Below are 13,815 nucleotides of genomic sequence, written 5' to 3' on the forward strand. Positions count from 1 at the left end.
CATTCTTAAAGTTGCTTGCATTCGTAAAGAATAGTTAGAAATTGAAAAGGTATCAACGCTAATAGTCCCCTACTACCTTTGATGTTTACCCTAGTTGCATACCTTTACACTTTTTTTCGTAATATTTTTTAAGAAAAATCTTTAAATTCTTAATGTTTTTTTGATCCTGTCTTTCTAGTCCTTCTGAGTACTCAAATATGTGTAATGGAAAAGTTAGTTAGAGGAAAAATCACATAATACTTTAGGAGTATAATCTTCATCACTGCCATTATTATACTCACCGACTATCTACAGAGGAATAGATAGTAGTAAAAAAGACCAGTACAAAGGTCCCCCCTAGTATAAATAGTATTTTGATTACTTCTTTTAACACTAGTTCTATTTTACTTATACCAACGATTGTTGTCTATCATGAATATGTTCCTAATTCAAGAAATTTTTTCTAATTTGAGTACTCAGAAGGGTTTAGAGAAAGTGGAGGCTATAAATACAGCCCCCACTTTTTTTATTATATATCCCATTCATCTAACGTTTCGATTGTATATGTCGGCTGAATATCTTTCGAACTCAAAGCTTCTTTTGTTGTGACACCTGTATGAACAAGCAGTGTATCCAGTCCGGCGTTTATCCCTGCTAATATATCTGTATCATAATTGTCCCCAACCATTAACGTATCTTTCTTAGGCACCCCCAGTACAGATAGCGCCTGCTCCATAATGATCGATTCAGGCTTCCCGATGAAGACCGGTTCAGTTTGTGTGGAGACTGTGACAACTGACGTAAGGGAACCGTTCCCTGGAAGCAACCCTCTTTCAGTCGGAATCGCGATATCTCCATTGGTTGAAATAAACGTTGCTCCATTTCTCACGCCTAAACAAGCTAGGGATAGCTTCTCGTAATTAATATCACGATCAATTCCCACTACCACGAAATCAGGTTTCTCATCCTGAAGAGTGATGCCGTTCTCTTCCAGTGCCGAGCGGATTCCTTCTTCCCCGATGACATATGCCGTCCCATTTGGCTTTTTCTTCGCCATATACTGGGCTGTTGCCATTGACGTAGTAAATACCTGTTCCTTCGTGGCAGGGATATCAAAGGACTGCAATTTTTCTGCAACCTGTTCAGGTCTTCTCGAAGAATTATTGGTGACAAACAAATAAGGTAATCCCTTTTGTTTTAATCGTTTAACAAAATCTCCTGCTTCTTCGATTTTCTCTTTTCCTTTATACATTGTGCCATCTAAATCAATTAAGTAACCTTTATATTCCTTCATTATGTACCTCCGTATGCTTTGTGTATAGTATGTCCAAATACCTGTTGTAGAGCCTGTGCTATTTTCGGTAAAATGCATTCCATAAATAAAACAAAACGCTCCCTATATAGAAAGCGCTGTCAAATGCTGATTAATTTTTAAATGCAGACACAGGTCCCAATTCATTTTCAAGGTAGTTCTGAACCTGTTGGGGAAACTTCTCCAACGAGTGGAATACCTCGTTTAAAATCGTATGTAATTGCTCATGATGAATGGCTGTATACTCTTGAACAAGAACCTTACGCTCTGCTACAAGTCGTTTAAGATCCTCACTCATCTTGTCTCCAATGACCTTTTCATCCAGAAGAATATCTATGATATCCTCATAGCTTCCCGGATCTCTCATAATGAAACCGTCGATCATACTGTTTCCTACATCGAGTATAGATTCAATAATTGTGTGAGCCATTCGCTCCAAAGCTAATTTTTCTAATGTTCCGTCCCATTGATCATGTTCACTAACAGTCTTTAACTGCTCATTCATATACAATAATATTTCCTCTATTTTTTCTCTATCTACGAAATACATGGTGCACCCCTCTCTATGAACGATCCTCCCTTTTATTTTACCATATTCCCCTCACTGTCATACAGGAACTTCCTGCAATTCTAAGCTCAGTTTGTTATGATGAGATAAGCAAAAAAAAGAGGAGGACATCGTCATGAGTGAACGATTTTATTTATACGATGATACAGAAAATACAAAAACACGCTTTGTGAGTTTTATGGGGGAAAATCAGCGGTACGACTTGGCGATTACCCAGACAGCTCGCTATTACGGGAAATCTTTAGTATTAGACCTTCAAGGCAGTCGATTCGCGATCGTCGGCAGGGATGACCTGGATGAACCTGGATATGTAGAAAGTGTGTTCAAGCTAACGGAGGAAGAAGCCGATGAGTTGAGGGACTTTCTAGGAGAAATCATTATGTAGTCGTTCTTACAGCGGACTATTAAGAATGAAGTACACCCCACTCTCACATACTACAAGTATGAAAGGTGGGAGATATAATGAGTAAAGAACCAAGAGACAAAGAAGATGAAGTATATAGTGACTTTTCCAACGTTGAAACATACCGCAATTTTATCGTACCGGAAACACTGCCAGAAGGGCCATATGGCGCTCCCCGAGGAAAGCATACTCCCGTTGAGAACAAAAGCACTCCTTGGAGAGAAGGGCAGCGATATTACAGTGCTTTCAACTACGAAAATAAATCACTTCATCAGGATATCCCACGTCAGGAGCCTGGATCACACCCTGTTCATGCAGATCCCGATGTGAATGAAGAACCTCCATATACTGAAAATAAGTAAAATAACAAAAGGAACAAACTGTACGGTTTGTTCCTTTTTCACCATTATTTATTGACTTTTTTCACAAGAAAATAAGCGCAGCCAAAGTTACAGTATTCATATAAGTAATCCTTATGTGTACTCACCTTTGTGTCAAAAGAGGCTTTTTGATTATGATCATCAAAGAATCCTTTTAAGCGGAGCTGGCCATATCCCCAATCCCCAAGGATAAAGTCGTATTTACTTAAGATGTCGCTATACCTCTCCTTAAATGCTTCCTCGTTGAACCCGTCTCTAAATTCCTCAACGATTTCGTAGCATGTATTCTGCACACAAATCATCTTGTCCACCCACTTTCATTTCCTTATCTTAAATTATAACGGATTGTCCATTAATTACTATGAAAAATTGTCATAAGACATGGTCACCCTATCAAATAGGGGGTGTTTAACTTGAATAAATTCATTCTGGGTACAACTGTACTAAGTATTGCTATAATCGGAACCGCTTGTGATGGAATTGACACGGCCAATGAAGAAATGTTTCACGACAATGGAAATACCATTAACGTGAATGACCGGGAGGACCTGTACAACGAAAATAGCTGGACGAAAAAAGGAGCTCACCGGGGTGAGGACTTCGGCTATGTTCGCCAACAGAAAAGTCCTACAGGAGGTCAAACCATTTCCACAAAGGATATGTACAGCATCAATCGTGAACAAGTAGCCGACACGATCAGCAAAATGAGTGTTTCTCTTCCAGACGTAAAGGATTGTTCCACTCTTGTCACTGATGAAGAAGTGCTGATTTCATACGTGACGGACAAAAAGGATAAAGATGGCCGCTTTGAAGTAGCCGACCAAGTAAAGAAAACAGCCATGTCGGTTATTCCCCGTTGGTACCATGTATATGTGACCGATGACAAGAGCCTGATGCGCAGTGTAGAAAACCTTGCCAAAATGGATAGCGATAGCCGTAATGCCAACACGGCCATTGATGATACCATCAACCTCATGCTGCAGGATTCTCCTCAGGGAAGAAATGTAGACGCAGGTGAAAATCCAAATGGTGAAATGACATCTGAGAAATACGAAATGCAGGATGACGACGTCCACAAAATCAACAAAGACCGTCAAAAGCGAAAAGATAACACAGATAACGTGGTCGATTAATTAGAAGAGAGTAGAGACACGCATCTAGCCTTGCCGGATGCCATACTCTTTGCTACAAAAAGGACTGACTGTTAGAGATCTTCTCCTTCAAGTCAGTCCTTTTATATATGAAAAATTATGCCTTTTGAACTTCTTGCTCACCGGCTGCTTGTCTTGCTTTGGCAGCTGCATTAACTTGCTCATCTGCATGGTAGGAAGAGCGAACGAGCGGTCCTGCTTCACAGTGACTGAAGCCTTTTTCCATCGCCGCTTCACGTAGTTCAGCAAACTCATCAGGGTGATAATACTTCTGTACCTTCAAGTGTTTCTTCGATGGTTGCAGGTATTGACCTAATGTCACAATATCAACATGATTGGCACGCAGATCATCCATTGTTTCAAGAATTTCTTCCTTCGTTTCACCAAGACCAACCATGATACTTGATTTTGTTGGAATTTCCGGATTTAATTCTTTTGCACGACGCAGGAATTCCAATGTGCGATCGTAGGTAGCGCGGGCACGAACTCTTGGGGTCAAGCGACGAACGGTTTCGACATTGTAGTTCATGATGTCTGGCTTTGCATCCATCAATGTTTTGATATTATCAAAAACTCCACCCATATCGGAAGGTAATACTTCAATGGAAGTGAACGGACTCTTACGACGAATGGCACGAACCGTTTCAGCAAATACTTGCGATCCACCATCTTTCAGGTCATCACGTGCTACAGCTGTAATAACTACATGCTTCAGGTTCATTAATTGAACAGAATCTGCAACGCGTTCTGGTTCTTTCAGATCTAATTCAGTTGGAAGGCCTGTTTTTACTGCACAGAAACGGCATGCTCGTGTACAAATATCTCCAAGAATCATGAAGGTTGCTGTTCTTCTAGTTCCCCAACATTCATGAATATTAGGACAACGAGCCTCTTCACATACCGTGTGAAGGTTGTTTTCACGCATCATTTTCTTCAAGCCCATATAGTTATCATTCGTATTCAGCTTAATTTTAAGCCAATCCGGTTTACGAATGTGCTCATCTTTCTTACTCATACCCCTCATCTCCAATCCTAAATAATTCTGACTTAGGCAAAGAGTGAAACGCTTTCTAAATCGTTCATCTTATGTAAAAAAAGCCATCATCAATATACTTCTTTTGTCACTTTATCATACTAAAAAAGTGAAAACAAGCATGTGATACCCTATTACCATTTATTGATGATTATGAATCCCGATGAACGATACAAACTAGTAGTAGGCCCCTAAAAATGGAGGGATAATTTTGTACAAACGATTGGTCTTAGCCTTTGTGGTTTTCTGCATGTTGATAAGCCCTTGTCAAACCTTTGCTGCAGAAAAGCTGACAGACGAACAGATTCACACGAAAAGGATGGATTTATTTCAGAAAAGCTCGGCTCTGACTCATATTCCCTGGTACTATCTTGCTGCTGTTGATCAGTACGAACGCAGTCTACGGTTTGCCCGTAAAGATAGGGAAAAGCCCTCTTCACTTATATCGATCTATATGGAGCCTGAAAAATGGGTCGGCCCTCTGAATCCTAACCGGGAAGACGACAATCCAGAAACGATATCCCTATTCAACGGGATAGGCCGGGATGGTGACTTCGATGGAAAAGCCAGCCTTAAGAGTGATGAAGATATACTGGCTGCTTTGACAGATTTTATTTTACAATACGGAATTGACCGGGATAATTTCAAGCTCGCACTGTGGGACTACTACAAACGCGATAAAACGGTCAGTATCATCATGGGAAATGCCAAAATCTATAAACAATATGGGACCATCCATTTAAACCAAAAAGCCTTCCCCCTTCCCCTCAGATTCAACTACAGTTACCGAAACACTTGGGGTGACGCCCGTGGTTGGGGAGGAAGACGGATTCATGAAGGGACGGACCTCTTTGCTGATTATGGTGTACCTGTAAGAGCAACATCGTATGGAATCATCGAGATGAAAGGATGGAACCGATATGGAGGCTGGCGTATCGGCATACGTGACATTAATAATACCTATCATTATTTTGCCCACCTTAGCGGTTTCTCTAAAGATCTTCATATAGGTCAAGTGGTGGAACCAGGAATGGTTATTGGCGGTGTCGGTAGCTCAGGATACGGACCCCCAGGGACATCAGGGAAATTCCCTCCCCATCTGCACTACGGAATGTACAAGGATAACGGTTTGACGGAATGGTCCTTTGACCCTTACCCTCACTTACGAATGTGGGAACGTCAAGACAGAATCAAAAGCAAAAAACGTTAAAAAAGCAGACAATGGTTAACCCATCGTCTGCTTCATCTTTTCACTCTTTACATCTGTTTTTTGGATTTGGAAACAGCGTTCATGATACTAGCTGCTAATCCACCCCAGATGATGACCATTCCTACAACCATCATTGCAATAGCGCTACCTGTCATGTTAGCTTACCTCCTTATAGCTTTCAGCTTCAGTTTTGGCATGCCAGCGTTTGAATGAGAAGGCAACACCTGCAAGGATCGCGAATCCTGCTACAAACCATCCGCTGTAAAGGATGAAGGCATCTGAGTAACCTCCATAGTTTCCAGTTTCAGTTTCAAATTCTCTTAATAAATTCATTTTGAATAATCCGAACATCATCCATCCAAGAACGATTGGTGTGATGACGCCTAAGCATACTTTCCACCAGGCACCAAGCTGAATATCAGAGATTCCATTAGCGTGAGATTGGAATGTACCTAACTTGCGCAGGAACCAGGCAATCACTACTACTTCAACTAACCCCACGAATGCTACACCAAACTGGTTGATAAAGTAATCTGCAGCGTCCAGGAAGAGTAATCCGCCCTGAGTGGCAAATAAGATTGAGATGACCGCAGAAAGACCTCCGCCGAAAAGAACCGCTTTCGTACGGGAAATTCCGAACTTCTCAGAAACCCCTGCTACATAAGTCTCCGTAATCGAGATGAGTGATGACAGCCCGGCTAACACCAGGGAAGCAAAGAACAGGAATCCGAATAATCCGTTAAGTGCCGGGAATTCGTTAATGATTTGCGGGAATACCACAAACGCCAATCCAACTCCACCGCTTACTACTTCCTGCACCCCTACACCTTGAGATTGAGCCATGAAACCTAAAGCAGCAAATACCCCGATACCTGCAAGTAATTCAAACCCTGAGTTACTGAAACCTGTGATGAATGCATTATTTGTAATATCTGATTTCTTCGGAAGGTAACTGGAATACGTAATCATAATCGCAAATGCAATGGATAAACTGAAGAAAATTTGTCCGTATGCCGCTACCCAAACACCAGGGTCAGCTATTTTGCTGAAATCCGGTTTGAAGAAAGCATCTAACCCATCCAATGCTCCAGGCAATGTTAAAGCGCGAACAACAATTATTAAGAATAAAATAACTAGTGCCGGAATAAAGATCTTATTCGCTACTTCGATTCCCTTCTTTACACCTTTGAAAAGAATCCCTAGTGTAATCACCCATACCAATACAAGTGGAATGAATACTCCAGGAACGATACTTCCTGTCTGACCTGGATCAACCGTAAGCTTCAAATAGTCGTTGAATAAGAATGACTCTGTATCCTTCCCCCAACCTAAATTGAAAGAAAACACACTGTACGACATCGCCCATGCGATAATGACGGCATAATAGGTAGATATGACAAATGCGATTAATACTTGCCACCAGCCAAGCCACTCAAATTTCCTATTAAGACGGAAATAAGATAGTGGTGCCGACCCACGGTACTTATGACCTAACGTAAATTCAAGCACTAATAATGGAATTCCCGCTGTAAGAAGAGCGAATAAATAAGGAATAAAGAATGCTCCTCCACCATTTTCATACGCTACTGCCGGAAAACGCCAAATGTTTCCCAAACCGATTGCTGACCCGACAGCAGCAAGAATAAATCCTGCTCGTGTTCCAAACTGGGCACGTTTCTCCATGTTGGTCCCCCCTAGTTCTTTCCAACTACCATATTAAGGTATTTGAAATTTTTATATTTTCAGATTATTTATAATCTAAAGTCAGTATAGCTAGTTCCACGCCAATTGTCAAAGCTATTTTGAAGCTTTTAAAGAGATTTTTTAAAATTGGGACAGGTACTATTTCACTATAAGAATTTTGTCGAAACATGAAGGATTAATGATCGGAAAGGTTGAGGTGGGTTTTGGGATACCGTCACGGGTTTTAATAAAAGCACGAATGCATAATAAAAAACCAGAAGCCGATGAGCTCCTGGTTTTTCATTATATTATTGTTCTGAAACTGCCGGTTTTGCTTTTTCTCCAAACAGAAAAGCGAATGCGATGATTAAGATGATCACAACGCCAAGACCGAATAGTGTGCTTCCAGTGAATCCTAATACAAGATATCCAATTGAAGCAGCAACCGCTCCTATTAATGCGTATGGAAGCTGTGTAAGAACGTGATCGATATGATTGCTTCCTGCCCCTGTAGAGGAAAGGATGGTTGTATCCGAGATTGGAGAACAGTGATCTCCCAATACGGACCCGGCTAATACAGCTGCCATAGCAGGAAGTAAGATACTTACATCTGTAGCTGCAGCAATTTCCCCGGCGATCGGAAGTAAGATTCCGAAAGATCCCCATGAAGTTCCCGTCGAGAATGCCATGATTCCGGCAACTAAGAATAAAATGACTGGAAGTGCCTGCATCGGTAAGCTTGATTGTTCAACCAGACCCGCAAGATACGTACCTGTTTGCAATTGATCGATCAACGTGACGATCGTCCAGGCGAAGATAAGGATGTAAACGGCCGGCAACATGGATTTGATCCCTTCCACTACTGCTACTCCAACTGCTTTACCTTCGATTCCTTTCAAGCTGACTTGACGGATGAAGAAGATCAGCGCAACAAGGAGACCGAATAATCCACCATATAATAATGATTTCGTTACATCTGTATTTTCAAAAATCGGCAGGATGTCAAATGATCCAACGGCTTGATACCCTGTCCAGAGCATCATTCCAATTGTACCGATAACAAGTGCTACGATCGGCCAGACAAGATCACCAACTGATCCTTTCGAGCTGACAGGCAGATCATTTTTCAATTCGCCTGGAATCTCCTTTTCAGGATCATAAAGGGCTCCCGTTTCAAGGGCTCTTACTTCATGCTCTTTCATCTTTCCAAAGTCCAGGCCTTTAGCAGCAACCATGATTACAAGCAGAACAGCTGCCCAGACATAAAGGTTCATTGGAATCATTTGAACGAAGGCTGAAAATGCGGTGTACTCTGTGATACTGTGAGTAGCGAGAATCGAACCGATGATACCGATGATGTACGCTCCCCAGCTTGAGATTGGTGAAACGACACAAATCGGTGCAGATGTCGAGTCGATGATATAGGCCAGTTTGGCACGTGAAATTTTGTGACGATCCGTAATGGGTCTCGAAACCTGCCCAACAGCAAGTGCGTTAAAATAGTCATCAATAAAAATTATGATACCTAAAACGGCTGCAAGAAGCTGTGCACCTTTTCTCGTTTTCACACGTTTCATCGCCCATTCACCGAATGCGCGGCTACCGCCGGAAATATTCACAAATGCTGTGATGACACCAAGAATGAGCAAGAAGAAGATAATATAGACATTCCAGGTGTTGAGCGCTCCATCTGCGACAAAGATGCCTTTAAATGCGTCCCACATAAAGCTGAATGTTTTCGTAATTGAGAAATCTGCTAACAGAAAGGCAGACGCAACGATTCCTACTCCCAGAGAAAGTAGAACCCGTCTCGTAAGTATAACCATAAGAATGGCTAAAAGGGGTGGTAATAATGAGTAAATCGTGTTTTCCATAGTGTCCTCCTCCTATTTGATAGGGGGGAACCATCGTAGCATGACAGAGGATAATAAAAAAAGGCAACGATAGAGAAGCTATCATTACCTTAATAAGTAATTTAAGTGCTCCATCACGATCTGTAGCTCCCCATTATAGAGATTCCCTATAATGACAGTGTTATCCTTCTTCAAGATAACCCCAGCAAATACACATTCGACATGTATATTTACTTCGGCAAAAGTTCCCTTTCATCTGTTCTCTAAGTTGTCATCCTCAAACAGCTTACTCTTGAACTCTGCGCCTCTACCCCATCGGACTGATGATGTGGTGTGTTATAAAATTTTCTTTATTAATATATCAAACTATCATTCTTTTGACAACTTTTTTTCCTGACTAATTTGTGGGAATTTCAATAGAAGGACTGGATTCCCCACCTCCATTGTTATAAAACTGCGGTACATCCAGGTGGACGGTACCCATGGCAACCAGGATATCCTGCTTGATGGTTTCAGTTTTCGTTGCAAATGGAATGATGATCTGGACATTGACTTCAAGCTCGACAAACACTTTTACAACGGCATTATTTATCCCGAATTGCTCTACCGTAGTCTTAATATCAGATCGGACATCCCCGATCGAGTGAAAGCGAATCGGCACTTTTGGACCAAGGTTACCGAGTAACACGTTGTTGGTCGCTTGGCCAAGAGGGACAGAGTAAGTGATGCCCTTCGCTGCTTTTGACTTACCTTCATCGATTTCCACTTCGGTAATAAATTCAAGGTTTTCTAAATTCCCTTCCTCTGCTTCTTGCAGGTTTTGCTGAACTAAGTTGGTGATTTCTGCCTGAACCCGGTTGATGGTCTGAGTATTATATTTAAATGAAACAATATCGCCTTCTGTATTCTTCACTTCTTCCGTTATATCCGAAATATCAAGAACATCTGCAATTTTTTTGTTTATTGCTTTATTGATAACCAACGTACCGATCCTGCTGGTTTGAGTTTCAGCATAAGCAAGCAGTGTCGGTTTCAAACCTTTGTTAATGATCCACAATCCGAATCCAGTCGAAATCATAAAGAATAGAATCGTGATGATCATCACATATCGAAAAGGCAGCGGCCCTCCTCTTCGGGGTTTGTATGTTTTAAACTTTGACAAAAAAATCCCCCCTTACAAGCTATTTGTATGCAAAGTAAGAGGGGTTTAACGCAAAAAAATTATTTAATTTTAAGAGATTGTGGTTCATAATCCGGATCAAATCCGGTAATCACCTTATCTAATTCCGCACTTAAATCCATGGGATAAGGAGTTCGTATTTCCTGTCCATCTTCTTCGATGATCCGGATCACCGGTCGATCCGTTACACCTTTATTTTGATCGGTCACAATTCCTTTTCGCCCATCATTCAGCTCGACAACCATCCCATTTGGATATATGGCCACAGAAGACCTGAAGGCTTCAATTACATTTGTATCAAACAGAGTACCGCTTCCTGCATATAATACCTCCAGCGCTTGATGTGGAAGCATTGCTTTCCGATATACACGATTTGACGTCATGGCGTCGAATACATCGGCCACCGCAATGATTTTTGCAAAGGGGTGGATATCCTCACCTTTGATTCCCCTTGGATATCCGGATCCATCAAGCCGCTCATGATGCTGATACGCGCAGTGAGCAATGATCAGGGACACAGAATGAAGCTGTCGCAAAATCTCAAAACCGTGTTCTGAATGCTTCTTGATTTCACAAAATTCGTCTTCTGTCAGCTTTCCTGGCTTCAGGAGAATTTCCTCCGGCACAAGCATCTTACCGATATCATGCAAAATTGCTCCCACGCCTAACTGCTCGAGCTGTTTAGTGGACAGTTTAAGTTCCAGACCTATGGATAATGTATACAAAGTCACATTAAATGAATGATGAAAAATATAGGAGTCATATGTGAAAACATCCGTCAAAATGGTTAGGAGATCATGATTCGCCTTTACTTCAGACAAGACTACATCAATCACCTGCTTCAATTGCTTGGCACTATCTTCAATCATAAGCACACCTGGTGGCGCTTTCGATACGCTTAGTTGATTAAAGGCCATCTCAATATTGTTTACAGCTTGCTGTCTCACCTTACTCGAAACAGTTCCCTTTACATGGATTCCCTTCGAAAGGGAGTCTTCAATATAGACATACTGGATGCTAAGCTCCTGCAACCTGAAAATCATGCGTTCTGTAATCGGAACGTTATCATGAATTAAAGCTTGACCTCTCATATTATATACGGTTGTAGCTAGAACCATGCCCGGTTTCAAAGCCCTAGTTGATATAAGCCTCATAGAATTCTCCTATGTAATTCTTTCATTTTTCGACAAAATTTCCTAGTATCTCCATTATAAAGGATAAAAACGTTCTTGCAAGGTGTATTTCCTGATATATTGTTAATTATTCATGAAAGAATATAAAGCGAATGGTGATATTCACCCAACAAAAAACCAGCGCTCTCGGAAAAAGCAACTGGTCCAATTTATACTTATATCATTTTCAACAATGCATCCCGGCCGATCATGCCCGGTGTGATGCCGCGATTTTCTGCCTCATAGGTGATGGATTCCAGAGGGGCGTCCAGAAGCTGATCGATTGTTTTTACACCGACTGCTCTGCCTGCAATGATTCCTCTGTCTTTCAACTTCTCATTTAGTAACCCTACGTCCAGTGCTCCACACATTATATATCCTATATCACTCGTTACAACGAGGAGATTGGTTTTGGGCAGTTCAACAGAAATCGCTAAAAAGGTATGTCCCTGAATGGAAATCGGAGATACATTCATCATGTGCTATCGCTCCTTTCCCTCATATGTATGATACGGGATTGGAAACGGTGATACATTTACTGCTTTAATTTCCACTGGAGGACATCCCGTAAAAACTCAGGCATAAAATATTTTTTCTCCAGTCTTTGAAGGTCTGGAAAGAAGTGTCCAAACGTGAACATATCTGGTAAGGCAAGCTTGTATATCTTCTGTGGATCAATCGGTTTTTGACCGATTAAGATTTCATGGCCGTTGAATTGAATATTCCTGTATACAAACCGGCCCATCACCTTGCCTCTGAATCCTAATCCCTTTACTTGAAGATGCGGCCATTCCTCATTAAATGTCTGTTTAATGATTTCCTTCAGCTCTGCCCCCTTCATCTCGATGAGACATGGATTGATGGGGTGAGGCAGGATCCGGTGCAGATCCTGTTTCGTCACTGCCCCCTCTTCCAGTCCATCAATGAGCAGTCCTGAATTGAGAAAAGCACAATCAGCCTCACACCATTCAGCAACAGCATTACATAACACATCCGGAAGAGGAGAAAGATTAAACCAATCCACTGCCAGGGGTTCGGCGAGCTCGGTTACTTTTTCTCCTAACAATGCCTCCCCCTCCTGATACCACTCGAGGCTTTCCTGCTCTTCTTTTTCTACAGGGGGAAGTTCCTGCTGTTCATAAAGCTGTGCTTTTTTGCCGACAATCTTTTTATTGGCTATGTCAACCTCTATCATCATATGACCAACATAATGACCATACTTTCCAGCTGCGCCAAGCATCGTTTTCTTAATTTCTTTTCCTTGATGCAACACATGATGGGTATGAGCTCCAAGGATCACGTCAATTTCGGGAAATTGCGCTGCAATCAACTCATCATCCCGAATCCCCAGGTGAGATAGAAGAATCACCATATCCACCTGGGGGTGAAGCTCTTGAACCAATTTCTCAAGCTCATCCAACGGAGAAGTAATATTCCAGCCGAGGGCTTTATAAAAAGGTTTAAAATAAGCTGTCAATCCGATGACGCCAATTTTCATGCCACTATCCGTTTGATAAATATGATGGGCTTTGGCCCAGCTCGGAAGCTGCGAAGACTGGTCTAATAGATTGCCTACAATCACGTGAAAATCTGCATGGTCATACAGGCTGTTTAAATCTACATAGTCCAGTGTAATTCCTTCATTGTTCCCGATCGTTATAGCATCATAGCCTACTTCATTTAGAAAATCGACGTTTCCTTTTCCTAAAGTAGCTTCACTTAATGGATGCCAGCGGTCTACATGATCTCCGATATCAAATAGATAAACAGGTTCTCCTTCATCCAGATGCCATTGTTTTCTCTTCTTCAAAAATTCCCGAATCCTTGACCAATGCTCAAAATGACTGTGAAGGTCGTTTGTATGATAAATATGAATGGTTTCTTTCACTAT

General features: G+C 41.5%; 15 protein-coding genes and 1 riboswitch. Of the genes, 4 read left to right on the forward strand and 11 right to left on the reverse strand.

Features of this window, described 5'->3' with window-relative positions; all coding sequences use genetic code 11:
- Positions 1 to 508: 508 nt before the first annotated feature.
- A complete protein-coding gene (locus FZC88_RS13355) occupies positions 509 to 1,273 on the reverse strand; it encodes a TIGR01457 family HAD-type hydrolase (RefSeq protein WP_148995265.1) in 765 nt (254 codons plus the stop codon).
- Between the two features lie 130 nt (positions 1,274 to 1,403).
- Positions 1,404 to 1,841, reverse strand: coding sequence for a DUF86 domain-containing protein (locus tag FZC88_RS13360; protein WP_148995266.1), 438 nt, complete (start codon positions 1,839 to 1,841; stop codon positions 1,404 to 1,406).
- 133 nt (positions 1,842 to 1,974) lie between these two features.
- On the opposite strand from FZC88_RS13360, the gene FZC88_RS13365 reads away from it, so the two are divergent.
- Entirely contained in the window at positions 1,975 to 2,244 is a 270-nt protein-coding gene (locus FZC88_RS13365) for a DUF3055 domain-containing protein (protein ID WP_148970783.1), read from the forward strand.
- Between the two features lie 77 nt (positions 2,245 to 2,321).
- Positions 2,322 to 2,624 carry a cytosolic protein gene (locus FZC88_RS13370; RefSeq protein WP_148970784.1) on the forward strand — a complete coding sequence of 101 codons (303 nt, stop codon included), beginning with the start codon at positions 2,322 to 2,324 and terminating at the stop codon, positions 2,622 to 2,624.
- 44 nt (positions 2,625 to 2,668) lie between these two features.
- Here the strand turns inward: FZC88_RS13370 and FZC88_RS13375 are convergent, their stop codons facing one another.
- Entirely contained in the window at positions 2,669 to 2,944 is a 276-nt protein-coding gene (locus tag FZC88_RS13375; protein ID WP_113968994.1) for a YutD family protein, read from the reverse strand.
- A gap of 102 nt (positions 2,945 to 3,046) precedes the next feature.
- Here FZC88_RS13375 and FZC88_RS13380 point away from each other — a divergent pair, with 102 nt between their 5' ends.
- Positions 3,047 to 3,775 carry a YhcN/YlaJ family sporulation lipoprotein gene (locus tag FZC88_RS13380; RefSeq protein WP_148995267.1) on the forward strand — a complete coding sequence of 243 codons (729 nt, stop codon included), beginning with the start codon at positions 3,047 to 3,049 and terminating at the stop codon, positions 3,773 to 3,775.
- 115 nt (positions 3,776 to 3,890) lie between these two features.
- Here FZC88_RS13380 and lipA read toward each other — a convergent pair whose 3' ends face one another.
- Positions 3,891 to 4,808, reverse strand: a complete 918-nt coding sequence (gene lipA, locus FZC88_RS13385; RefSeq protein WP_148970786.1) for a lipoyl synthase — start codon at positions 4,806 to 4,808, stop codon at positions 3,891 to 3,893.
- 268 nt (positions 4,809 to 5,076) lie between these two features.
- On the opposite strand from lipA, the gene FZC88_RS13390 reads away from it, so the two are divergent.
- Positions 5,077 to 6,036, forward strand: a complete 960-nt coding sequence (locus FZC88_RS13390; RefSeq protein ID WP_148995528.1) for a M23 family metallopeptidase — start codon at positions 5,077 to 5,079, stop codon at positions 6,034 to 6,036.
- Positions 6,037 to 6,083: 47 nt separating this feature from the next.
- Here FZC88_RS13390 and FZC88_RS13395 read toward each other — a convergent pair whose 3' ends face one another.
- From FZC88_RS13395 to FZC88_RS13425, 7 genes are all read right to left on the reverse strand, one after another.
- Entirely contained in the window at positions 6,084 to 6,191 is a 108-nt protein-coding gene (locus FZC88_RS13395) for a methionine/alanine import family NSS transporter small subunit (protein ID WP_148970787.1), read from the reverse strand.
- 1 nt (position 6,192) lies between these two features.
- Positions 6,193 to 7,719 carry a sodium-dependent transporter gene (locus tag FZC88_RS13400; protein ID WP_148970788.1) on the reverse strand — a complete coding sequence of 509 codons (1,527 nt, stop codon included), beginning with the start codon at positions 7,717 to 7,719 and terminating at the stop codon, positions 6,193 to 6,195.
- 308 nt (positions 7,720 to 8,027) lie between these two features.
- A complete protein-coding gene (locus tag FZC88_RS13405; RefSeq protein WP_148970789.1) occupies positions 8,028 to 9,593 on the reverse strand; it encodes a Na+/H+ antiporter NhaC family protein in 1,566 nt (521 codons plus the stop codon).
- Positions 9,594 to 9,708: 115 nt separating this feature from the next.
- Positions 9,709 to 9,890, reverse strand: a riboswitch (Lysine riboswitch).
- A gap of 79 nt (positions 9,891 to 9,969) precedes the next feature.
- Complete coding sequence (yunB, locus tag FZC88_RS13410; protein ID WP_148970790.1) at positions 9,970 to 10,734, reverse strand: sporulation protein YunB; 765 nt, start codon at positions 10,732 to 10,734, stop codon at positions 9,970 to 9,972.
- Between the two features lie 59 nt (positions 10,735 to 10,793).
- A complete protein-coding gene (locus tag FZC88_RS13415; protein WP_148970791.1) occupies positions 10,794 to 11,906 on the reverse strand; it encodes an HD-GYP domain-containing protein in 1,113 nt (370 codons plus the stop codon).
- 194 nt (positions 11,907 to 12,100) lie between these two features.
- Complete coding sequence (locus tag FZC88_RS13420) at positions 12,101 to 12,403, reverse strand: YunC family protein (protein WP_148970792.1); 303 nt, start codon at positions 12,401 to 12,403, stop codon at positions 12,101 to 12,103.
- A gap of 56 nt (positions 12,404 to 12,459) precedes the next feature.
- Positions 12,460 to 13,812 (reverse strand): bifunctional metallophosphatase/5'-nucleotidase, encoded by a 1,353-nt coding sequence (locus tag FZC88_RS13425; RefSeq protein ID WP_148995268.1) that lies wholly within the window; start codon positions 13,810 to 13,812, stop codon positions 12,460 to 12,462.
- Between the last annotated feature and the right edge of the window lie 3 nt (positions 13,813 to 13,815).

This window comes from Rossellomorea aquimaris, assembly GCF_008180865.1.
Lineage (GTDB): Bacteria > Bacillota > Bacilli > Bacillales > Bacillaceae_B > Rossellomorea > Rossellomorea yichunensis.

Coding starts and splice junctions, on each gene's coding strand:
- lipA (WP_148970786.1), bottom strand. CDS start 4,808: ATGAGTAAGAAAGATGAGCACATTCGTAAACCGGATTGGCTTAAAATT.
- FZC88_RS13390 (WP_148995528.1), top strand. CDS start 5,077: ATGTTGATAAGCCCTTGTCAAACCTTTGCTGCAGAAAAGCTGACAGAC.
- FZC88_RS13375 (WP_113968994.1), bottom strand. CDS start 2,944: ATGATTTGTGTGCAGAATACATGCTACGAAATCGTTGAGGAATTTAGA.
- FZC88_RS13420 (WP_148970792.1), bottom strand. CDS start 12,403: ATGATGAATGTATCTCCGATTTCCATTCAGGGACATACCTTTTTAGCG.
- FZC88_RS13355 (WP_148995265.1), bottom strand. CDS start 1,273: ATGAAGGAATATAAAGGTTACTTAATTGATTTAGATGGCACAATGTAT.
- FZC88_RS13395 (WP_148970787.1), bottom strand. CDS start 6,191: ATGACAGGTAGCGCTATTGCAATGATGGTTGTAGGAATGGTCATCATC.
- FZC88_RS13405 (WP_148970789.1), bottom strand. CDS start 9,593: ATGGAAAACACGATTTACTCATTATTACCACCCCTTTTAGCCATTCTT.
- FZC88_RS13370 (WP_148970784.1), top strand. CDS start 2,322: ATGAGTAAAGAACCAAGAGACAAAGAAGATGAAGTATATAGTGACTTT.
- FZC88_RS13360 (WP_148995266.1), bottom strand. CDS start 1,841: ATGTATTTCGTAGATAGAGAAAAAATAGAGGAAATATTATTGTATATG.
- FZC88_RS13365 (WP_148970783.1), top strand. CDS start 1,975: ATGAGTGAACGATTTTATTTATACGATGATACAGAAAATACAAAAACA.
- FZC88_RS13415 (WP_148970791.1), bottom strand. CDS start 11,906: ATGAGGCTTATATCAACTAGGGCTTTGAAACCGGGCATGGTTCTAGCT.
- FZC88_RS13400 (WP_148970788.1), bottom strand. CDS start 7,719: ATGGAGAAACGTGCCCAGTTTGGAACACGAGCAGGATTTATTCTTGCT.